Origin of the sequence: Psychrobacter sp. (assembly GCF_041554015.1) — a bacterium.
Lineage (GTDB): Bacteria > Pseudomonadota > Gammaproteobacteria > Pseudomonadales > Moraxellaceae > Psychrobacter.
The window spans coordinates 1-22,180 of the sequence record NZ_JBFFMS010000024.1 but is presented as its reverse complement, the minus strand read 5'-3'; the positions used below and the strand labels follow the sequence as shown (position 1 = coordinate 22,180).

The following is a 22,180-nucleotide window of genomic DNA, read 5'->3' as shown; positions in this document are numbered from 1 at the left end:
TAGACAAATTAACCAACTTATTATTCTAAAATTTTAACCATTGCGCGAGGCAATCCTAGTGTCACCTGCGCAGCATCCGCATTTAACCAATTAATATTAATCTCTGCTGCTTGTAAGGCTTCGGTTATCTTTGTCGTTTGTTTAACATTTAAAGTTAATGATTGCGGCGTTAAATACCAATGAAAATGGGTCAATGAATGCTTAATGGGGGCATCGTCTAATAAGGTTTTACTGACTGCTTTTGCTTCCAACTTATGCTTATCTAACCACTCATTGATAATTTGCTCGGCAGTGGTAAATTCTGCTTCATAGATTTTTTCATGACTAGCTACGTTTAATTTAGTATCATTTTTAACAGTCGTTTTACCACTTATTTTACCGTCGGTTTTTTTGATAAATTGCAGCGGCAAACTCCAGAGTCCGCCCCAAATGCCATTGTCAGGACGTTGTAGCCACAGTATGTTGCCATCAATATCCTTAATCAATAACGCATTGCTAAACTTGCTCGGTTTGGGCTGCTTTTTTGCCTTGACTGGATAATCCGTTTCGCGACCCTCAGCATGAGCCAAGCAGTCTTCTTGAAGCGGACATAGCAGACAAGCAGGTTTGCTACGCGTACATAAGGTTGCGCCCATATCCATCATCGCTTGCGCAAACAATCCTGAGTTTTCCTTAGGTGTTAATCGCTCTGCCAATGCCCATAGCTCTTTAGTGGTGGCAGACTTGGTGATATCACCATCGATGGCGGCCCAGCGCGTCAATACACGTTTGACATTGCCATCGCAGATGACGCCATAGCGATGCAGCCCCATCGCCATAATCGCACCAGCGGTCGAGGGTCCAACACCAGATATTGACTCCCAACTTGCTAGTGTCTGCGGAAAGTCGCCCGTCTCGTCAATGACTTCGACCAATTGCTTTGCGCCTTTATGCAAATTACGCGCGCGTGCATAGTAGCCAAGTCCCGCCCAATGCTCGGCAACCGTATCCCATTCTGCGGCTGCCAAATCCTGCACTGTCGGAAACGATGCCATAAAACGGGCAAAGTAGGGCAACACAGTGGTCACTTGCGTTTGCTGCAGCATGACCTCTGATAGCCAGACGATATAAGGGTTTGGCGCATCCGTTTGATGCTGCTGCCAAGGTAAATCATGGCGACCGTTTTCGGCAAACCAGTCAAGAAGGCGTGGTGCGAAGGAGTTTAGGGATGTAGGAGAGTGGTTAGCTGTGTTGTCTGATAATGTGGGATCTGAATTGGTAGTAAGCTGAGTCATAGGCTGTTATATTTGGTATTTTGAAGATAAGTAATTATACCTTATATAAGTATCTGCTACGACCTAACTTTGAAGTGATGCTATTAAATAACATAATAAAAATAACTACTTAACGATATTTAAAAGTGAGAGGTTGTTGGTTGTGTGGTCGATGTAGTTATAAATGTAAGAGTTGTTGCTCTTCCAATTGACTAGATTACTTGTTTCATTATGGAATTGATAATTTAATAAAAATTCACTTATTATCTTTAGCGTTCTTTCAAGTTGAAAATAATCTTCAGGTAAGTAAAAACAGTTTTCAGGTAAGTACTTACTAAAAACTATCAATATAAGACTTTCGGTTTGCAAGTTTTGAGTTCTAGTAATCCTATCATGAAAGTTTATCTGAGCACTGTTGATAAATTTAATAAACTTATCTTCATTTATTTCTTTAATTATTATTTGCTGAAATAGTCTCTTATCCATCATATAAACAAAGGATAGAAAAACCATCAAAATTTGCTCAACAATCTGTGACTTACTTTGCTCTCCATCTTCAAACACAATTAAGGTTTCTATACAACGAACAACCTGCTCAATATTACGAAGTGATAATTTACTGAGATCCAAGAAAGTTGGAATCTCATAGATAAACTGGTTGTCTTTAAATTCTTGTGGAATGACATTACTCGCTTGTACCGTAGCTCGAAAATAGGTAGCGTTATTTTCAATCGATTGATTTTCTGGACCATTACTGGTCGTAGGTAGATTAATTTGATATTTAAAAAATTTATATAGATAGTCGTGAGAATTAGTTTCGCTACCATAGCTATGTTTGATAGTGGCTTTTAGCTGTTCAGCATTAGTAATCAAAATAATCTGCACATTTTTAACGTCAAAAACATGTTTGATAGTTTCTAACATCATTACTGCAAAATCTGGACGACAACGATCGAGCTCATCAATAAGTAAAATGATAGGGTTTGTGGAAGCAATATCAGATAGAGCATCACGCAATGTCGATAAATTCTTTTCCGCTTCTACTTGGTCTTTAATCATAGACTCAAGTGATTGATCGATGAGAGATTTTGACCTATCCTTTATTTCTTCCATTCCATCTGCTAGTGCGTCAGGAATATCTGTCGCATATCTACCGAATGCAAATCCTAATCCTGCTTTAAGACCTATACCAGAAATAAGTCTTAAATAAGGAATTGCACTGGCTATGAAGCTTTGACGCTTACTGTCACCTTCATTGTAAAAGCTCGCGACTTCTGCGATAAGTGCTAATAGGGGCTCATTAGCATGATCAGCTTGAAAGGCGTTCACGTACCCAACTTTGTAATTATTGGGATTATCTGCTTGAATTAGATTTTTGAGTTTGAAGCAAAATTCAGTTTTACCTGTACCCCATTTACCGTCGATAATAAGTGGTGAGACATCAATATCTGAATCCAAGAGCTTAATGATTTTTTCAGCGATAGGCTTACGTGTGAACTCGTCTCTAGCATCAAAGGTTAAGGCTTTCATTTCATTATAATCTGTCATCTTAACCCTCAAATATATTTAGAAATAGCCTCAAGCCTACTTCCGATTCTTCCGCGTTTTTAGACGACGCAAACGCTTCTCTTCTTCTTTAGCGATTCTTTTCTCTTCGGCAGCGATTCGTTGTTCAGCAACGACTAGCTCTTCAGCTTCTGTCATGGCTGGTGTTTCGAGCGTAATATCACCAAGCTTGCCACTACGCAGCTCGTTAATCAGAATCTCAGACATGCGGTAAGTGTCGACTTGGTTGCCCGCGCGCACGCAACCGCGATTACGTCCCGCCACTTCAAAAAACTCCCAATCGGTCTTGGGTAGCTCATCAATTTTATAGCGGCTTTTTAGCAGCTCAGGATAGGCTTGCATTAGGTACTCAGCGGTATAACTGGCCACGTCAGCGAAGTCAAACGCCGTATCTCGAATACCGCCGGTCGCTGCCAAGCGGTAGCCAGAGTTTTCGTTTTCAACCTTTGGCCATAGCATACCAGGGGTATCATAGAGCATGATGTCGTCGTCAAGCTTGATCAGCTGCTGCGACTTGGTGACCGCTGGCTCATCGCCGGTTCTGGCGACAGCGCGACCCGCCAAGGTATTAATCAATGTTGATTTACCAACGTTTGGAATCCCCATAATCATAGCTTTGATTTGACGACCCGTACCCACTTTATTGGGCACAAGTTGCTTACAGATGGCGATGATACGTTTGACGTCATTGGCTTTATCGGTATCACAAGCAATGGCTTTGACACCGCTTTGCTGCTCAAGATAGTCCATCCATGCTTGGGTCAATTCGGGATCAGCAAGATCAGCTTTATTAAGTATTTTGATGACAGGCTTTTCACCGCGTAATGCGGCGACCATTGGGTTCTCGCTGCTATAAGGAATACGCGCATCGATGACCTCGATAACCACATCCATCTGGGGCATGATTTCTTTGATTTCGTTACGGGCTTTGTTCATGTGCCCTGGGAACCACTGAATACTTACTCTCTTATCCATCTGCTTTTATAACCTTTTATAAAAAATGCGCAAAGTAAGACGATCGTCATTTACTTTTTATGGTGTTCAGTTTACTACACAACCAGCGCTATCACCCAACGTTATCAAGTTATCACGTTACAATTTCATGTAACGCTCATATGCAACTATCATTTAGCCTCATCTGCTAAAGCTTCGCGCGCTGGTGGTAGAGGTGCCAAATAACCAATGACTAAGATTAAGCTACCCGCGCCAAGGAAGGAAATTACTCGCCAAATTGCCTCGGTCTGTGATAAATCAACCAAGACCAATTTTAAAACCACAACGCCCAACAGCCCAATACCCATAAACCATAGCGTACGCTGCCCATAGCGGCTAGCAATAATAGTGGCCACCAAAGCAATAAGCGTCCATAAAATTGTCAGTCCCGTCTGTACTTGCTCGCTACTCCAAGCGCCACCTGTAACGTCGTATAAACCGCCAGTCCATAAAGGCGTACCGATAAATGCATGCAGCGTTCTAACCAACATACTAGAGCCTATCCAAAGGCCAATCAGCGCTAAGATAATTAATAGCATATCGTTTTTAGGAATGGCGCTTAATAGGTTTCTTGATTGCCTACCATATGGCTGACGGAGCAAATAAACGCCCAAGCTGTAAAAAACCACCAGCCATAACGTCACATCATATAAGTTAAATAGGGGGAAATAGGGTAGCTGCCAAATGACGCCATCGTAAGTGAAGTTGGTAAAAATGGCCCAGCCTAAAGTCATAGGTACAAATATTTTGGCACTGTCTAACAGTCCCTGATGCCAATCAAACCAATAAGGTACAAGCGCTGAATTAGCTGCTTTTGATTGCTTATCATTGTACTGAACCATAGCATGACGCTGTGTCCACCATAATCCAGCCAGCATAAAGGCAACCGGAACTAAAATAGTCATGACGCCTTTTGAATCGGGCAAGCCATAATGCATGGCTTCTGCCAACAGGATAATTCCAGCACCAAGCCAGCTCGCGCTATCAAAACTTTTTAATTCCGCTTCTTTATGCCATGTTTTTAACCACAATTGCCCAACGACCAACCAGCCTATGAGTAAGGTAATAAATATCGGCCAATAAAAGGTTGTCCATTGATAATCAAATTCATATTTTTGCGGCAGTTGAAACAGTAACATGGCATAAAATAGCAGCAGCAAGCCATGGCTAAACTGCCTAATCTCACGCCACGAATGATAGTGATTAATTGCCTGATAAATAATTAAGCTCGTTAACATTGCCAACCCTAGCAGTGCCGTCGTTGCTAATTGCCAGCTGGCAAGCCATTGGTCAAAATCGATGACCAATACATACAGCAGCCAAACCATTGCGGTAAAGGCCAAACAGCGACTCAAAACCGGACTGCGCCATATCAGGTTAAACGCCATACTTTGGCTATTGATACTGGTAAGCCATTGCTGAGCGGCTTGGTTACTGATACCCAGCGATTGAGCGACGGTGACTGTTGCGTCAGACATTACAGACATTGAATCTGTAGTCGCATTTTGCTGTGCAGGAAGGTTTTCAGTATCGTCTAAAGCGGCAGGCGAATTGCTAGCACGTAAGATAAACATCGTTGCTAGATAGCTGAGCGCTGAAATCGTCAATGCCAACGTTGGATAATCTTTGATCGTAAAGAACACATTTATCATCAGCATGGCGATACTGAGTAGCTGCAATAACAACCCAAACAATACTGACCATGCGCGTAGTGAGCGTCGTCCGAACCATACCAGCGCCAGCCCTTGTACCGACCAGCCAAAGGCAATCCATTCAGCATCCAATGCCAATGGGATCACCAGTGCCAAAAATCCAAATCCTAAAGCCAGCATGCCCTCGGTGATTAAGGCATAACGCTGGCTACGCTGCACAAATAACCAGCCAAGTCCTAAATAAACAGTGGCCAAAATGGCACTAGTTATGGTTAGGGCATGAGGAATGTCATCTAATAATGCCGCCAATAACCCAAAAGCCAGTATCGGCACTGAAAACAGCAAACTGGTATCAATAGGGAATACATAGCTATTATTTCTTACATAAGCATTATCTAAAGGCTGCACGTTGTCTGCGCTATCTGTCTGAATGATGTCTGTTTCATAAAGGGTATTGTAAGCGATGATTTGTTGGGCGTAGCGAATGACGACAAACAGATATAGCAATAAGTGCAGGATGACCAATAGGACTAAAGACCAGCGCTGCGCCTCAATGACCGTGCTCACATTTTCACTGATGCCCCAGTAGTAAGCCAGCCCAAAGGTTACAGTGACCCCCAATAGGTTTAGTATCTTCCATGGACGGTAATGGGCGATAACTGCAATAGTGACATTTAATAATAAATAGTAGCTAAAAAGTGCCGCTAAACTGCCTGTATCTTGACTGGTCAAAATGGGCGCAAAAAACCCACCTGATAATGCCAACAATGCCAAAGGAAGGGCGTTTTGACGCACGGCAAGTGCAACGGTTATAGCAGATAATAGCCCAAGTCCGATAAAGCTTGGTAGGCTAGGCAAAACTTGGTAAACGCTATAGGCAAAAAAGGTGGTTAAATACGCAATCGCTAAGCCTGCCCCTTGTAAGGTAATACCATAAGTAAAGCGATTTTTTGCTAGCTTTAATCCCAGCGCCGCAAGCCCTAAGCCCATAATACCAATACTAATGAGCTTGGCGGTAATCGAGATCTCAATATAATCGCTTAATAAGCGTAGCAGGAGCACCACGCCGACAAGTAAAACAAGCACCCCAACACGTACGACCAAGTTGCCGCCAAAAAACCAGTTTTTGATAGAGTGAAGCAGGGAGGTAACGATAGGCAAGGAGCGCTCATCCGACTCTATCGGCGCACTAATTGCTTTATTGACCAAAGGTTGATTGGGAGGAATGGGTGTTTGAGGTAAAGATGATACAAAGCTAAACGTAGAAGCATGAGTGGGTAACGGTGGTGGTATTACTGACAATGCGTCTTTATCCGCTGATTCAGTGTCAAACGTACTTTTTATAGCAGCGTCTTTTATCGCAGTAGCAGTATTTTTTTCCTGCTCAAGTTCGCTCTTTAGCTGGGCGAGATCTTGACGCAGCGCTGACAGTTGCTGATGTAATCTGACATAGAGAACAATCATAATCACTAGTAACGTAATTATCACCAGCCAACCTAAAGAACCCATAAAAAAATATAGCATCATTCCCACTCAATCTGTCTGTCCATTGAGTGATAATGACGCTATTTGATTGTAAGCACAAGCCATGAGCACATAAGTGACGCGTTTAACACGCCAAAAATGGGCTGAGCTGACAGGCGTTAAAGCATTTAATATGCTTTAAACATGATCTAGTGCTTTAGCTGTTATAAAAGCTACTATAAAAGCTATTAAGCCAAATTGTCTTTCATAAATTCCAGCATATTATCCCAGCTTTGCTTGGCAGCGATTTCGTTATAGCCAAGATCCACATCGTTTTTAGCAGCACGCTCATCTGCATTTGGATTGGTGAAACCATGCTTAGCACCGTCATAAACATCAATGGTGTAATCAACGTTCGCAGCGTCTAGCTCTGATTTGAGACCTTCAATAGCATCCATAGATACCATCGAATCATCACGACCATGAGCAACCAATACTTTAGCAGTGAATTGCTCATCGGCTGGTTGCTTAGGCGATGGATTACCGTGGAAAGTAGCCACTGCTTTTAATGGCATACCTTCGCGCGCCATATCGAGGACGATTTTGCCACCGAAGCAATAGCCGATTGCGGCTAGTTTGTCGCCATCGACAGCCAGTTGATCACTAAAGTCATTCAGAATCAGACGGCAGCGCGCCATCAGCATCTCTTGGTCGGCTAATACTTGCTCCATCCACATATTTGCCATGGCAGCATCGCTGGTCAGTTTGCCTTCGCCGTAGACGTCCATCGCCACAGCGGCATAGCCTGCTTCTGCTAAGCGCTCAACCACAGATTTTGGGTGATCGACCACGCCCCACCATTCTGGTGCGACCAAAATCCCAGCTACAGGATTATCATCTGAGGCATTCTCTGGTAGCGCCATATAGCTGATAAGCTGGACGTTATTTTCAGTAGTACTGATTAATTCAAAGGTCTTAATTGACATACTATTATCCTTTTTTATGTGATGAGTGTTGCGTTATAGCAGTGATTTATCTGCTTTTTTTGCTATATCGTTTTCCTAACTTTTACTACCTTAACGCCCACGTTAATCAAAAACAGCTATAATACTGTAACGCTCTTTATCAAAATGCTACGGCACCTTTATGACACAAAATTTATTAAACAACGATGCAGCCAATCTAGGCTCTGACGCAACCTTGCTGGAGATAGCAGCAAAGCCTGCCGTGAGCTTATTTCCTGACAGCGACCATGATAGTAAGCGTCATGGTAATGACACATTGCGTCCGAAGTTTTGGTCGCGCTATGCACTGTCAGAACTCAATCATAGCGAATGGGAAGCCTTGTGTGATGGCTGTGGTAGCTGCTGCTTGATTAAGTATATTGATGAAGATGAGCATGGCGATGTGGCGGAAGAATTGGTCGAGTATACCGATGTGACGTGCCAGCTCATGGACTGTGCGACAGGGTATTGTCAGCATTACGCCACGCGCCAAGAGCATGTGCCCGATTGTATTCAGCTGACCATAGAGAATCTGCCGCAGATGATGTGGCTACCGTCGCACTGCGCTTATAAGCGTCTGTATAAAGGACAAAATTTGCCAAGTTGGCATCTGTTACTGACTGGAAATGCAGTGGTAACGCAGCAACAAATGCGCGCTGCCAACGTTGGGGTAGCAGGGCGCTGTGTTTCTGAGACTGGCATGTCTGATGAAGAGATGGAGATGCGCGTGGTCACTTGGGTCAAGCCTTAATAATACTAAGAATTACTGAAATCAGTGACGCCGGTAGTATTGCAGCGTAAAATTATCATGCTGATTGATATTAATAAGAAGCCGTAGATTTGGCTTTTGCTTCAGCCTCTTCTTGTGTGTCAGCCAGTGGCGGGATAGGGATACCTTGACGAATTTGCTCAGAAAACTCATGGTGGCTCTCTTGACTATTAACGCCAGGCGCTAGATTGATTTGATTATTGAATCCTTTAACTTTTGAGTTGATATGGGTGCGCTCGTACCAAGTATCCATAGACCAAGGCTGCCCCGTCTTTTCAGGATTGGCATCCAGCATCCCGACATCATATAGATAGTTTGGCAGCCAGCCGGAGACCCAAATCCGATAATCCCATGGCAGACGCTCACCACTGACGATACGCGCCATATAAAAAATGATATTGGTACAGTTACTGGTTAACGTATTGTACCAAGCAGGCTTGGCATTCAATTCGTCGGCGGCGGTTAAGTAAGATTCAAATAATGACTTGACCTCATGCTGCTGTAAGTTGCTAATGGGAAATAGATACACCTGCTCACCACGCGCATTGGTACGGGTATAAATAATATCGCGCTCTTCTGCGGCAATCAGGCTCAGCTCATAGCGTCGAAAAAACCCCGCCAATGCCGAAAATGACTCGCCTTTTTCTTTACGAATCTCAAACGAGAAGGCAAGCGGCCTATCGTCTTCAAAACGAAAGCTGACTAAAGTATGGGCAATCAGAGGTCCCATCCAATAAGAGTTGGTGACATCGACGCCCGATAGCTTGGACATATCAATGGTGCGGGTGTCCCAGCGTTCGGTCGCCTCTGTATCAGTATGCCAATCAAAGTTGCGTACATTGGTTAGGGTGATCAAATCAGGGTTGGTGTCGTCGCGCTCGTATGTGACCCTTTCGCTGACCTCAGCCATCCAGTCGCGCTCTTGCTGAGGTTCGATAGAGAAAAACCAGCCAGCGCCCATCAACCAAATAGCGCCATATAAACCCATTAGCCATTTGCTTGCTGATCTTTGATTTGTGTTTCTGCTTGTTTTTGCGTCAGTCATTGATTGACAGGTTGCTTGCTGTTTATCCAGTGGTTTTTTATTAAATAGCTGTTTATCCAGTAGTTGCTTATTAAGTAGCTTAGCAGTTTTTGGCCAATAACGGCTGCTCAGCAAGGCTATCAGTACGCTAGCAATAAGAGTAGCCATTAACCAAGTGATGGCCGAGCGCGCCCCAAATTGATAGCAAATCGCCATTAATAACCAAATGGCTGACAGTAGCAATGTCGTAATAATAAAAAACTGTACCAGATAATATCGCCATGCAGGTGACAGTTGGCGACCATTCGCAGTATTATTTTTTAAGCCGTGTCTATCCGAACCATGATTATTTGACTCAAGCGTATCCAAGCCATTATCTGAGCGGTGGCTATTTGACTGAGATGACAGCAAGCGAGAAATAAAGGCACGTAGCGACATAGGGATGATTTTGAAAAAGGAAGGCTTTGACCATAGCAAAGTTTGCCACACACTGACAATACAATTTGAGTGAATTTAACGTTGAATGTCAGCAAGCCTTGCGATAAAGTGAAACTCATCAGCCGGCGCTATTTTTTTATTAATAAGTAGGCTGTTTTATTTATTTATTTAATCTCCATATAGCTCTTTGCGTATTTTTTTTATGTATTATTTTAATCACTATTAACTAAAGAGGTTAACTCACACCATCATGTCTGACGACACTCCCAGCCCGAGTAGTTGGTCGATGCGCGGCTTAAAACGCTGGCTATCGACCGCCCCTGAAACCCGTGATGAACTGATTGGCTTGGTACAGCAGTCACGCCAATTCTTAGAGCCAGATACGGTCGACATGTTAGAAGGCGTGCTCGATCTGCCAGCGACACAAGTTCGCGAAATCATGACTCCGCGCCCGCAAGTGGTTGGCTTGCATGAAAGCACCAGCTTATCTGAAGTAATGGATATCATTCTTGAGACCACTCATTCGCGCTATCCGGTCTTTGATAGCCAAGATGATGATGCGGTTATCGGTATTCTACTGGCAAAAGATTTGATTCCTATCCTCGTGCACATGGTGCGTGACCAAGAAGATAAAATCGATAGCAAGCGCCTCAGAGACCTTGTGCGTCAGCCACTCTATATCAGTGAAACCGCGCGTTCTGATACCCTGCTGCGCTCATTGCAGCGTACCCAAGTGCATATGGCGATTGTCGTTGATGAATTTGGTAATTTTGGTGGCGTGGTGACGATGGAAGATTTGCTTGAGGAAATCGTCGGTGATATCGTCGATGAGCACGATGACTTTGATGAAGACAGTGACATTAATAATATCGTCGCTGACCCTGAAAAGCCGAATACTTGGCGGGTCCAAGCCTCTACTGTCATTGAAGACTGTAACGATGAGCTCGGCTCTGATTTTGATGATACCGATGTCGATACTATGGGCGGTCTGGTTATGCAGACGCTTGGTCATGTTGGCGATCTAGAAGGGGAGAGCGTGGTCATAGATGATTGGCAAATCACCATCACTGAGGTTGAGGGGCGTTTTATTCAGAATCTTGAGATGAGAAAAATAAATCCGTCACAACAAATCTTGATAGGCAGCCATTAGACGCTTTATTGGATAAATTCGGTCGATGATTGCCATCATCAGAAGCGTCCTTAATAGACATAATGATCATAAAAACACGATTGCGATCGTGTTTTTTGCTTTTTAGTATGGCTCATCGTGCTTTGGTCGATAAAATACGCAAATTTACCCATTATTTTGGACAGGCTGGTATCATGAGCAAGTTTGATTTTTGACGGCTGTATTTATCATGCTATGCCTGTTTTTATATCAAATTGTATATTAAACGTCGATTGAATCATCAAGATTTAAAGTTATTAAATAATAAAGTTTTGGATAATTGCTATGCGTCTGTCTACTGTTGATTTGCAAAAACGTCTCAACCCTGAGAAGCCAAAGGGCTTACCTCTGGTACTGACGCTATTGATTGCGTGGCTGGCAGGCGCAATGTTTATCTTTGCCCTTGCGCCTTATGAGATTTGGCCAATTGCTTTGGTGTCACCAGCGATTTTATATGCTTTGTTATTGCCAAAGATGAGTGGTAAGCGAGCATTTTTTATTGGTCAAGCTTATGGGACGGGGCTTTGGTGTGTGGGAGCGTTTTGGCTGTATACCTCCATTCATGTCTATGGTGATACGCCAGTATGGCTTGCGCTGATTATGATTGCGCTGATGGGGCTTGGCATGGGGTTGTTCCATGGCTTTTTGGCGCTGACATTTAATCGACTGGTTGGTAAGCAGCCGTTATCATTTGCCGCGCTTTGGGTATTGCAAGAGTGGATGAAGACTTGGCTATTTACCGGCTTCCCGTGGTTGTTTGTCGGTTATGCCTTTACTGAGCAGTATTGGCTATCGTCATTAGCACCAGTTGCTGGTGTCTTTGCCGTCTCTTTTGTGGCGGTGCTATTGGCAGCCAGTGTGGTTGAGCTGTTGCGCCGCCGCGTCGGCTACATGATTCCAACTTTAGCGCTGCTAGTGGTAAGCTGTGCATTGTGGTTAATCAATCCGCAATGGACCAAACCAAAGGGCACACCTGATTTATCCGTGTCGTTAATCCAAGGTAATATCCCGCAAGATTTAAAATGGCTGACCGAGTACCAAATAGAAACCCTAAAAATCTATGCAACCTTGACCAGTACCGAGTGGGATCGTGATCTTATTCTATGGCCCGAGTCTTCTATTCCGATGTTTCAAGATGAGGCGATAGGCTTTATCAATGAAATGGTAAAAATGGCAAAAGAGACGGATACCACATGGATTACAGGTATTCCTTATCGAGATCAAGCAGACTTTGATCCCAAAATGGATAAATATCCGCCGTTTTATAATAGTGTGGTTGCCCTTGGTAGCGATGCTGAAGGGATGTATAAAAAACAGCGTTTGGTGCCATTTGGTGAATATATTCCCTTTGAAGGCATGCTAGATATTTTGCCAAACCTTGCCGGTAGTCAAGATATTATGAGTTATAGCCGCGGTAGTGATAACCAATCGCCACTACAGGTACGTGGGCACAATTTGGGCGCCGCAGTATGTTATGAGGTGGCATATCCTGATACCACCCGTAAAAATGCTGTTAATACCGACTTTTTATTGACCATCTCAAACGATGCATGGTTTGGCAGCTCAGCTGGTCCGCTGCAACATTTACAAATGGTGCAGATGCGCGCATTGGAGAACGGACGCTGGTTTATGCGCGCGACCAATACAGGCGTGACGGCTATTATCGATCATAAAGGACGTATCGTAAAACGTGCCCCGCAATTTGAACGTACCGTATTACGAGGTGATGTGCAGGCGCGTGTTGGCAGTACACCTTTTACACGCTTTGGTAATTATCCTATTTTGATGGTAATTGCGCTGCTATTGCTATTGAGCTATCTTGGCAAACGAGCGACGCCCCGTGTGCGTGTAAGTAGCTAATAAGCTGAAAAATACAGTATGGCTGGCGTATTTTTCGATAATATAACCTTTAAATAGTTAAGGGTTTTAACACATCGACATAAATTGCGATATAATAGCCAATATTTTAAATATTTTGTGCAAGGTGGATAAGGTATGTCAGAACATATTGTCGAAAACAACCCTAAAAAAGAGCTCTTATTGACTTTAGGCGGTGTTACCTTATTTTTAGGTATCGTCTTATTGATTGGTATTTCTGGTTTCTTGCGTCCAGCGGGAGAGCATATCACTGCCGAACCTACGCAAGAGGCGGCAGCTGAAGCAGAAGCGCCTGCAACTGAAGAAACGGCAACCACTACTACACCAGCAGCAGATGCCGCAGCGGCGACTGCTACGCCAGCAGATGCGACCGTGACGCCAGCAGCTGATGCTAATACTGATAGCGCTGTAGTTAGTGCAGAAGCAGGTACCGCTACTGCTGAAGGGACAGTCAGTCAAGCAGCTGTTGCCGATGCAGATCTAACCGCTGAGCAAGCCGATGGCGACCTAGACGCTGGCACCACTGAAGCAGCTGCTGCGCAGTAAGTTTGTCAGTGTAGTCTTTGCTAGCTTAGATATCTTAAAATGACGTCTACTTGAGTGGACGCATAGTTATTACCGTCGTTGCTATCACTACCTAGCACATACAATCAAAAACCCGTTTTCAATCGATGAAAACGGGTTTTTTTATGGGCGTTTGTGTAATTAATGAGCATTTCTCTCTTTACTTGCTCCCGAGCAGGTGAAACAATGTTGCGCCTATAAAATCACTGACGAAAAAAATTTAGGAATTGGTACATTATCTAAGTGGTATTTAAGGGAATAAGATTATGAGTATAGAATCAAAATCAGAGATCAGTGCTGCCGAATTGGCATCACTAGAGAATGGCTTTATGGGGCACCCTAAGCCGCTACGCCCATTGTTTTTTACCGAAATGTGGGAACGTTTCTCTTATTATAGTATCCGTCCGCTATTGGTTTTATTTATGGTCGCGACCGTTGGTAGTGGTGGCTTTGGCTTTGATGAAGCCACTGCCTCTGCCATTTATGGTATTTTTGCCGGCTCGTTGTATTTAGCAGCGGTGCCGGGCGGCTGGTTGGCGGACAATTGGCTCGGGCAAGAGCGTGCGCTATGGTGGGGCAGTATTATCATTGCCCTAGGTCATCTGTGCATTGCACTTTCTGCCATGTTCGGCATGACGTTATTCTTTATCGGTCTGATATGCATTGTGTTAGGTTCAGGCTTATTTAAGACCTGTATCTCAGTGATGGTTGGTGCTTTGTACCCTAAAGGCGATGCGCGCCGTGATGGTGGTTTTACCTTATTTTATATGGGTATCAATATTGGTGCGCTATTAGCCGCATTGATCGTTGGGGTTTTCAAAGAAAAAGGCATGTGGCATGTGGGCTTTGGTGTCGGCGGACTTGGTATGTTGGCTTCGCTACTGATTTATCGCTTTTCTGCCAAAAAGACATTAAATCGTTATGCCAGTGCTAAAAACATTGAACCTGAATGGGAGCAAACGACGGGACTATTCAAAAACGTCGGTCGTTGGGTTATAGGATTTCTTGCGCTACTTACTGCTGTTGTGGTGTTAGTAGCCTCTGGGATATTGGGATTTAATCCTGAAATAGTCGCTCAGTATATGACCTATATCATTGCAGCGGTTGTTATACTGTACTTTGTGGTCATGTTTATTTCACCGCGTTTGGATAAGACAGATAAGCTGCGTTTGTTGATTTGCTTTATTTTAATCATTGGCTCGACGCTGTTTTGGTCAAGCTTTGAGCAGCAGCCGACGTCTTTTAACCTATTTGCTGATCGTTATACCGATCTGAATGTCTTGGGTTTTGAGATACCCAGTATCTGGTTTCAGTCATTGAATCCTCTATTTATCCTATTATTAGCACCTATTGCCAGTATAGTCTGGGTCAAACTTGCCAATCGAGGTCTTGAGCCAAGTAGTATGGTGAAGTTTGCACTTGGTATGCTGCTGACAGCGGCAGGTTTTGCGCTGATGATATTTGCCTCAAAAAGTATCTTGACCAGTGAGGGCGGCTTGGCGTCACCTTTATGGTTGGTGGGTAGTCTATTACTATTGACCCTTGGTGAACTAGCATTAAGCCCTGTTGGCTTATCTGCGATGACCAAGCTTGCGCCAAAAGGGATGCAAGGTCAGATGATGGGGTTGTTCTTCGCCTCTGTTGCATTAGGTAACTTGGTAGCTGCCTTCTTTGGTGGGCACGTAACCGCCGATAAAATTGAAGGTTTACCGGGTTTATTTACAACGATGACCGTGTTTTTGGTGGTGACGGCCGTGATCTTGCTACTATTGGCAAAACCTATTAATAATATGCTTAAGCAAAGCGAGCAGGCGGATCTAGCTGGCTAAACAATAAACAGGCAGTAAGTGATTAGATACGCTGTGTAAGTCAGTGACAGACGATAAGACGTGTTATCATTATTGGTAGCACGTTTTATCGTTTTATTTGCTTAAAATAGTTGCCTTACGCTATTGAAAGCTTACTATCCGCCCAAACATCTAAAGATGTCATTTTTCTTCTTATGCTCAATAAATCTTCTTTCGTGGCTATATTAAAAGGCTCTGTTAAGAGCCCCTTTGCTTCGCCCTGAATCTTTATTATTTATTTTAATGACAGCATCAATTTTCAAATAAGACGGCTATTGATAGTCGCTGCATGCTATTTTTTAAACTGATTTTTTAAACACTCATAAGGAATTACCTAATGAACAAACAAGTCATTCATGAACGTATCGCAAGCTTACGTCAGACCCTAGCAGCACAAGACCTTAGTGCGATTATTGTACCGTCTGCTGATCCGCATCTGTCTGAATATCTACCAGAATATTGGCAGGCAAGGCTTTGGCTATCAGGATTTACGGGTTCGGTCGGTACGCTGGTCGTTACCGCTGATTTTGCAGGGCTATGGACGGATAGCCGCTACTGGGTGCATGCAGCAGCCCAGTTAGATGGGACAGGTATTAGTTTGCAGAAGCTAGCACCGGGTCAGCCAAATCATATTGATTGGTTGGCTGCTCATCTAGCGGAGGGCGATAGCGTGGCGGTTGATGGCAATGTCTTGTCTATCACGGAACAAGATCGCTTGCTTGATGCTTTTGACGCTCACGATATTACTTTAATCACCGATCGTGATCTGTTGACAGACATATGGAGCGATCGTCCAGCACTGCCAACTGCCAGTTTATATCAACACGATGCACAGTTTGTCGCCCAGTCTGCTAGTGAAAAGCTTGCTGCTGTACGAGCTGGTATGATGGAGGCAGGCGCAACCCATCACTTGCTTTCAAGCCTAGACGATATTGCGTGGTTGACCAACTTACGCGGCGCTGATGTGGATTATAACCCAGTATTTTTAGCGCATATGCTTATCGATGCTGACTCAGAAGCTCTAAACAGTGCGACATTGTTTATTGATAATAATAAAGTCAGTAGCGAGATCGCACAATATTTACAAGATAACGGTATTACCCTTGCTGATTATGATGCTGTGCAAGCAGCTTTGGCGACATTAACCGCTGACGACTTGTTGTTATTAGACCCAAGCAAAGTGGCAGTTGGCACTTTATCTCAAATGGGCGACGGTATTGGCTTTATTGAACAAATGGCACCTAGCACCTTACTTAAATCAGTGAAGTCTGAGGCTGATATTGACCATGTACGTGAAGCGATGCGTCAAGATGGCGCGGCGTTATGTGAGTTTTTTGCCACCTTTGAGCAGCGCCTTGATAATGGTGAGCGTTTGAGTGAGCTGGACGTCGATAGTATGCTCATCGATGTGCGTAGCCAGCAGCCACATTATGTATCACCAAGCTTCCCAACGATTGCAGGCTTTAATGAAAATGGTGCCTTACCACATTACCGAGCGACACCTGAGAAGTTTAGCTACCTTGATGTTGCTGAAGGTGAGGGCGGACTGTTACTGATTGACTCAGGTGCGCAGTATCAAAACGGCACTACGGATATCACGCGTGTGGTCGGTATCGGACAAGTCAGCAGTGAGCACAAACGCGACTTTACCACCGTGCTAAAAGCCCATATTGCCTTAGCAAAAGCACATTTCCCCGATGGTATTGCCTCACCACTTATCGACGCGATTTGCCGTGCGCCATTATGGCAAGCGCAGATGGATTACGGTCATGGTACTGGTCACGGCGTTGGTTATTTCCTAAATGTGCATGAAGGTCCGCAAGTGATTGCTTATAGCGCCAGCACGCCAAAAGAGCGCGCGATGAAGGAAGGTATGATATCCAGTAATGAGCCGGGTCTATACCGCGAAGGTAAATGGGGCATCCGTATCGAAAACTTGGTGGTAAATACGCCAGTTGGCAATCCTGCGGAGACCGAGTTTGGGTCTTTCTTAAACTTTGAGACCATTACTTATTGCCCAATTGAAACGCGTTTGATTGAGCCATCATTATTAACTCAAATAGAGATCGATTGGCTAAATGATTATCACAGCCAAGTTTATGCAGAACTAAAAGAGCGCGTCGATGGCGCTGCGCTTGAGTGGCTAACTGAGCGTACACAAGCGATATAGAATGACTTGCTTATGACCAAGCATAAAGAAGCCCCGTCAATGAGTGACGGGGCTTTTACTATGTTGACAGATGTTTTTAATCTTTTCGTACCTCATTTTTAGTAAGCGTTTTATCTTGCTCACCTAAATGTTGAGTCATCTCAGCACGTAGCCAAGATTTTAGGTTTTCAGACATTAGCATCATCTGATCGCTCAGATAATCGTCAATCTGCATTTCAAGCTCATGAATCAGCTCTTTATGAGTAACGCTTAATTTGGCGTCTTTGACAGCCAAGCTGATCGCTGCACTGGCTTTATTGTTAATAGCATTGATACTGCTATCATTTTTAATGGTGCTGTCATTTTTAATGTTTTCAGCATCAATCGCATTGGCATGCTCGCTAATGGTTTTGCTGGCAATAGTATTTTTTTCAGTATCAGACTTATCATTGATAATGGCATTAACACTACTGTCAGTGTTTGCCTTATCAGTATCGGTTGTATCCGGCTCTATAGCAGCCAAAGGTGTCTCTTTTTCTACTTCTTTTCGAGCGTTTTCAGTTTCTTTGTGCTTATTCTCTTCTATCAAAGCTGCTGCTTTTAACTTGCTTGCCTCTTTCAATTGAGACTCTTCTTTGCGCTTAGCCTCTTCTACTGCTTTGATTTTTTGTTCTTCTTCTAAGCGCTGCTGTTCAGCCGTTGCCTGCTCGTGAGCCTGTTTATCAGAGATTGCCTTAGCGATAGCTTGCTCAGCTTCGTGATTCTCATAAAGATCATCAAGATGGGCGTCTAGGTCATGGGTACTAAATACAAAGGTTTCAAAAGGCGTTTCGGCTTTAAGCAAGGTTGTGATATCGGTAAGTTCTTGGATGATTGAGGCACGGATAGGCTCTGGTGCACACGTCCAGCGCTGATAAAACTGATGGGAAAATGAGTAGCTTGACATGGTATCGTCCATAAATGTTGCAAAAATTACCCCTTATCATACGCAAGGATGATAAGGGGCTGCAAGTAGACAAACGTAGTAAATCTGACAACAAGGTTACAAGGTATCAGGCATAAGCTTGATGACTTAGTGATTAACAGGCCAGCGGGCAAATATCAATGAGCCATTGGTGCCGCCAAAGCCAAAGCTATTGGACACTGCGTACTGCAAATCCTCTACTTGACGCGACTGATTGGCGACATAATCCAGATTGCAGTTGTCTTCAACATTCTCCAAATTAATCGTTGGCGGTACGTGCTGGTTTTGCAAAGCAAGCACCGTAAAGATAGCTTCAACACCGCCTGCAGCACCAAGCAAGTGACCGGTCATCGACTTAGTTGAGCTGACTAAGATACTGTCTTTTACAGGTGCAAATACGGTTTCAATGGCGATAGACTCAGCGACATCACCGGCAGGCGTACTGGTACCATGGGCATTGACATAACCCACAACTGACGGCTCAATACCGGCATCGCTTAACGCATTGCGCATCGCACGCGCTGCACCACTACCGTCTTCTGGCGGCGCAGTAATATGACTGGCATCATCGCTCATACCAAAACCAACCAATTCAGCCAGTATGGTCGCTCCGCGCGCCTTTGCGTGAGCAAGGCTTTCTAGTACCATAACCCCAGCACCATCACCAAGCACAAAACCATCACGCTCTTTATCAAATGGTCGTGAGGCGCGAGTTGGCTCGTCATTGCGCGTTGAGAGAGCGTGCATGGCGCCAAAACCTGAGATGCCAAGCGGGCTTGAGCCTTTTTCACTACCACCTGCCAGTATCACATCAGCGTCACCATAAGCAATCAAACGCGCTGCAAGCCCTATCGCATGTGTCGCTGTAGTACAGGCAGTGGAAGTTGCAAGGTTTGGACCTTTTAAAGTATGTTTAATTGCTACCAGTCCTGCTGCCATATTGACGATAGAGCCTGGAATAATAAAAGGAGAGACTTTACTAGCACCTTTTTCACGTAAGGTATCACGGCTGTTCTCGATATTCTGAATACCGCCAATACCTGAACCTATAATTACCCCAAAGCGCTCTTGGTCAACGCCCTGTACCGGGGCGTCAGCAACACTCACTTCATCGATAAAACCGGCTTGCTGTAGCGCCATCGAGGATGCCGCAACCGCATAATGCATAAAATCGTCATAGCGGCGTGCGTCTTTGGCATTCATATATTGCTTTGGCTCAAAGTCTTTAATCACGCCTGCGATTTGTGCCCGATAACCCGTTGCATCAAAATGACTGATAGCTGTGATACCGCTTTCACCTTTGAGTAGTTGCGCCCACGAGCTTTCGACATCTAGTCCCAATGGCGTGACCGCGCCCATACCTGTCACCACAACGCGCATCTCATCAGAGCGCTCATAATGTGGCGGCTTATGACGTTTTTTTGTCTCGGCGGTAGTAGGGGTATTGGCAGTAGTGCTATTAACAGTATTATTCTTAGTTTGGTTGTTAAGTGAGTCGGTCGGTAAACTGCTGTGCTGGCTCATGCGCTATGTCCTATACTGACAAATCCTAAGAGGAGAGTACTTCTACCGCCATTATAAAACACATAAGTGCACGTATGTAAACTAAAATTTGACCCATCAGGCAAAACATACTTGTCCTAAGACCACGCCTTTACTTGCGCCTGTCACGGCGGGTAAGTTACCAGCTTTACCCATCAGTGTTTGTCTTGCAAGCCAAGCAAAGGCGACCGCTTCTACCCAAGTTGGCTCAAGTCCCAAAGTGGCCGTGGTGTCTACCTTGCAATGCGGCAGATGTGCCTGCAAGCGAGTCATTAGATAATCATTCAGTGCGCCGCCGCCGCAGACATAGACGGCATTATTGCTACTCGCATTGATAAATAAGTTTATTTGAGCACTGGCACTGATGGCGGTCAGCTCAGTGAGTGTTGCCTGTACATCAGCTGATGAATAACGAACATCAGCAGATGCTTGATCGAATTTTTGCAGCTCATCTTGTAGCCAAGCTAGGTTAAAATCTTCGCGCCCTGTACTTTTAGGATAGCTTTTATGAAAAAACGGATGTTCCAAAAGCTGATTAAGTAGCGGCTCAACCACTTGTCCTGACTGCGCCCATGCGCCGCCCGCATCATAATCTTTTTCGGTATGCAGGGTTGTCCACGCATCTAGCAGTAAATTGGCAGGGCCGGTATCATAACCTATGACACTGTTTATATGCTGATTGTCTGCGTTTTCTAAATTTTCTAAATTGCTATGAGCATCTGCTGGCAAAACGGCTATATTAGCAATACCGCCCAAGTTTAATAACACTCGCATGCTATCAGGCACGGCAAATAAGTCTTGATGAAAAGCTGGCACCAACGGCGCGCCTTGTCCACCAACCGCCATATCACGGCGGCGAAAATCACTGACGACGCTGATGCCAGTACGTTCAGCGATGATATTGGCATCGAGCAATTGCAAGCTAAAGCCCATCTGCGGACGATGGCGCACGGTTTGACCATGACAGCCAATCGCTAGCACCGACTCACTATCGGTATTTGATTGCTGCAATAAGGTATTGACCACGTCGCTGGCAAATTCAGCATATTCCTTACTTGCCCAGCCGAACCAGTCAAGCTCGCTATTTGGTTCACCTTCTGCTGGTATCAATTCTTGAACACCATTAGGCTGACATAATGCCAATAATACCTCACGCAAACGTGGCGGGAAATCTTGGCTATGAGTTGCTAATAGTTGCATAGGCTGTTGAGTGGTTTTCCCCCCACTGAATTGACAAAGCACCGCGTCCATACCATCTAAGCTAGTGCCTGACATCATGCCGATATATAAGCCATCATCGAAGTTTTCAAACACCGTTTGCTCAAGCGCATCGGTCAAGGTGGCATAGTTTAAATCATCCATATTATTTAAACTGTGGTCTAAATTGAAACTTGTGTCAGTATTATGATGAGTATCAGCAATCGATGCGGGGTTGGTCATGGCAATTTACCTTAAAAAACGCTAGTATATCTGTCAAATTCTAACATCTTTTAGCGGCTACGAAACTTTAATCCCATTGCCAAAAATCAGAGTAGTGATAAACGAGTGCAAGTACTACATTTACTAGATAGTAGACTAAGCGAGTTTGACGCTGCTAATCGTATTTTGTGCTTGGTATAAATAGCCTAAACGCGTCACCCTTTTAATAAAGACAATAAAGAGAGCATCATGACCACTCAGACCTATACCTTAGAAGAACAACTTGCCCTGATCCAGCGCGGTACACAAGAGATCCTATCTGAAGACGATTTGGTTAAGAAGTTGAAACTGAATCGCCCGCTGCGTATCAAGGCAGGCTTTGATCCCACCGCACCAGACTTGCATTTGGGTCATACCGTGCTGATTAATAAGCTGAAGCATTTTCAAGATTTGGGTCATGAGATTTACTTTTTAATCGGCGATTAT

At 44.3% G+C, this 22,180-nt stretch carries 15 protein-coding genes and 1 pseudogene; 7 read left to right on the top strand and 9 right to left on the bottom strand.

The features are described 5' to 3' along the window. Positions 1 to 20: 20 nt before the first annotated feature. The 5 genes from mutY to ABYU67_RS07650 form a co-directional block, all read right to left on the bottom strand. On the bottom strand, positions 21 to 1,274 hold the full coding sequence (gene mutY / locus ABYU67_RS07670; protein ID WP_372844414.1) for an A/G-specific adenine glycosylase: 1,254 nt from the start codon (positions 1,272 to 1,274) through the stop codon (positions 21 to 23). 105 nt (positions 1,275 to 1,379) lie between these two features. Continuing rightward, a complete protein-coding gene (locus ABYU67_RS07665; RefSeq protein WP_372844413.1) occupies positions 1,380 to 2,801 on the bottom strand; it encodes a P-loop NTPase fold protein in 1,422 nt (473 codons plus the stop codon). A 36-nt stretch (positions 2,802 to 2,837) separates the two neighbouring features. Continuing rightward, positions 2,838 to 3,794, bottom strand: coding sequence for a ribosome biogenesis GTPase YlqF (ylqF, locus tag ABYU67_RS07660; protein WP_372844412.1), 957 nt, complete (start codon positions 3,792 to 3,794; stop codon positions 2,838 to 2,840). Between the two features lie 149 nt (positions 3,795 to 3,943). Beyond that, positions 3,944 to 6,952 carry a DUF2339 domain-containing protein gene (locus tag ABYU67_RS07655; RefSeq protein ID WP_372844411.1) on the bottom strand — a complete coding sequence of 1,003 codons (3,009 nt, stop codon included), beginning with the start codon at positions 6,950 to 6,952 and terminating at the stop codon, positions 3,944 to 3,946. 224 nt (positions 6,953 to 7,176) lie between these two features. After that, the gene (locus ABYU67_RS07650; RefSeq protein ID WP_372844410.1) at positions 7,177 to 7,914 is read right to left on the bottom strand and encodes a dienelactone hydrolase family protein; all 738 of its coding nucleotides are present in this window, start codon (positions 7,912 to 7,914) and stop codon (positions 7,177 to 7,179) included. 160 nt (positions 7,915 to 8,074) lie between these two features. Between ABYU67_RS07650 and ABYU67_RS07645 the strand changes: the two genes are divergently transcribed. Further along, positions 8,075 to 8,683 carry a YcgN family cysteine cluster protein gene (locus ABYU67_RS07645; RefSeq protein ID WP_372844409.1) on the top strand — a complete coding sequence of 203 codons (609 nt, stop codon included), beginning with the start codon at positions 8,075 to 8,077 and terminating at the stop codon, positions 8,681 to 8,683. Positions 8,684 to 8,753: 70 nt separating this feature from the next. On the opposite strand, the gene ABYU67_RS07640 is transcribed toward ABYU67_RS07645, so the two are convergent. Further along, the gene (locus ABYU67_RS07640) at positions 8,754 to 10,163 is read right to left on the bottom strand and encodes a DUF4105 domain-containing protein (RefSeq protein ID WP_372844408.1); all 1,410 of its coding nucleotides are present in this window, start codon (positions 10,161 to 10,163) and stop codon (positions 8,754 to 8,756) included. Positions 10,164 to 10,413: 250 nt separating this feature from the next. On the opposite strand from ABYU67_RS07640, the gene ABYU67_RS07635 reads away from it, so the two are divergent. The 5 genes from ABYU67_RS07635 to ABYU67_RS07615 all read left to right on the top strand — a co-directional run bounded on the left by ABYU67_RS07635 (position 10,414) and on the right by ABYU67_RS07615 (position 17,790). Beyond that, positions 10,414 to 11,313: a transporter associated domain-containing protein gene (locus ABYU67_RS07635; RefSeq protein ID WP_372844407.1), complete on the top strand. Its 900-nt coding sequence runs from the start codon at positions 10,414 to 10,416 to the stop codon at positions 11,311 to 11,313. 303 nt (positions 11,314 to 11,616) lie between these two features. Then, positions 11,617 to 13,191, top strand: coding sequence for an apolipoprotein N-acyltransferase (lnt, locus tag ABYU67_RS07630; RefSeq protein WP_372844406.1), 1,575 nt, complete (start codon positions 11,617 to 11,619; stop codon positions 13,189 to 13,191). 135 nt (positions 13,192 to 13,326) lie between these two features. Then, the gene (locus ABYU67_RS07625; protein ID WP_372844405.1) at positions 13,327 to 13,755 is read left to right on the top strand and encodes a hypothetical protein; all 429 of its coding nucleotides are present in this window, start codon (positions 13,327 to 13,329) and stop codon (positions 13,753 to 13,755) included. A 284-nt stretch (positions 13,756 to 14,039) separates the two neighbouring features. Then, entirely contained in the window at positions 14,040 to 15,602 is a 1,563-nt protein-coding gene (locus tag ABYU67_RS07620) for a peptide MFS transporter (RefSeq protein WP_372844404.1), read from the top strand. A 355-nt stretch (positions 15,603 to 15,957) separates the two neighbouring features. Further along, positions 15,958 to 17,790 (top strand): aminopeptidase P family protein, encoded by a 1,833-nt coding sequence (locus tag ABYU67_RS07615; RefSeq protein ID WP_372844403.1) that lies wholly within the window; start codon positions 15,958 to 15,960, stop codon positions 17,788 to 17,790. Between the two features lie 76 nt (positions 17,791 to 17,866). Here ABYU67_RS07615 and ABYU67_RS07610 read toward each other — a convergent pair whose 3' ends face one another. From ABYU67_RS07610 to ABYU67_RS07600, 3 genes are all read right to left on the bottom strand, one after another. Then, a complete protein-coding gene (locus ABYU67_RS07610) occupies positions 17,867 to 18,727 on the bottom strand; it encodes a cell envelope integrity protein TolA (RefSeq protein WP_372844402.1) in 861 nt (286 codons plus the stop codon). A gap of 114 nt (positions 18,728 to 18,841) precedes the next feature. Further along, entirely contained in the window at positions 18,842 to 20,257 is a 1,416-nt protein-coding gene (fabF, locus tag ABYU67_RS07605; RefSeq protein ID WP_372844401.1) for a beta-ketoacyl-ACP synthase II, read from the bottom strand. Positions 20,258 to 20,353: 96 nt separating this feature from the next. After that, positions 20,354 to 21,715, bottom strand: coding sequence for an anhydro-N-acetylmuramic acid kinase (locus ABYU67_RS07600; protein WP_372844400.1), 1,362 nt, complete (start codon positions 21,713 to 21,715; stop codon positions 20,354 to 20,356). Positions 21,716 to 21,943: 228 nt separating this feature from the next. On the opposite strand from ABYU67_RS07600, the pseudogene ABYU67_RS07595 reads away from it, so the two are divergent. Continuing rightward, a pseudogene (locus ABYU67_RS07595) lies at positions 21,944 to 22,180 on the top strand (tyrosine--tRNA ligase); the annotation flags it as partial.

Bases quoted from the DNA above. Each gene is read 5' to 3' on its own strand.
- mutY (WP_372844414.1), bottom strand. From the start codon at position 1,274: ATGACTCAGCTTACTACCAATTCAGATCCCACATTATCAGACAACACA.
- ABYU67_RS07665 (WP_372844413.1), bottom strand. From the start codon at position 2,801: ATGACAGATTATAATGAAATGAAAGCCTTAACCTTTGATGCTAGAGAC.
- ylqF (WP_372844412.1), bottom strand. From the start codon at position 3,794: ATGGATAAGAGAGTAAGTATTCAGTGGTTCCCAGGGCACATGAACAAA.
- ABYU67_RS07650 (WP_372844410.1), bottom strand. From the start codon at position 7,914: ATGTCAATTAAGACCTTTGAATTAATCAGTACTACTGAAAATAACGTC.
- ABYU67_RS07645 (WP_372844409.1), top strand. From the start codon at position 8,075: ATGACACAAAATTTATTAAACAACGATGCAGCCAATCTAGGCTCTGAC.
- ABYU67_RS07640 (WP_372844408.1), bottom strand. From the start codon at position 10,163: ATGTCGCTACGTGCCTTTATTTCTCGCTTGCTGTCATCTCAGTCAAAT.
- ABYU67_RS07635 (WP_372844407.1), top strand. From the start codon at position 10,414: ATGTCTGACGACACTCCCAGCCCGAGTAGTTGGTCGATGCGCGGCTTA.
- lnt (WP_372844406.1), top strand. From the start codon at position 11,617: ATGCGTCTGTCTACTGTTGATTTGCAAAAACGTCTCAACCCTGAGAAG.
- ABYU67_RS07625 (WP_372844405.1), top strand. From the start codon at position 13,327: ATGTCAGAACATATTGTCGAAAACAACCCTAAAAAAGAGCTCTTATTG.
- ABYU67_RS07620 (WP_372844404.1), top strand. From the start codon at position 14,040: ATGAGTATAGAATCAAAATCAGAGATCAGTGCTGCCGAATTGGCATCA.
- ABYU67_RS07615 (WP_372844403.1), top strand. From the start codon at position 15,958: ATGAACAAACAAGTCATTCATGAACGTATCGCAAGCTTACGTCAGACC.
- ABYU67_RS07610 (WP_372844402.1), bottom strand. From the start codon at position 18,727: ATGGACGATACCATGTCAAGCTACTCATTTTCCCATCAGTTTTATCAG.
- fabF (WP_372844401.1), bottom strand. From the start codon at position 20,257: ATGAGCCAGCACAGCAGTTTACCGACCGACTCACTTAACAACCAAACT.
- ABYU67_RS07600 (WP_372844400.1), bottom strand. From the start codon at position 21,715: ATGACCAACCCCGCATCGATTGCTGATACTCATCATAATACTGACACA.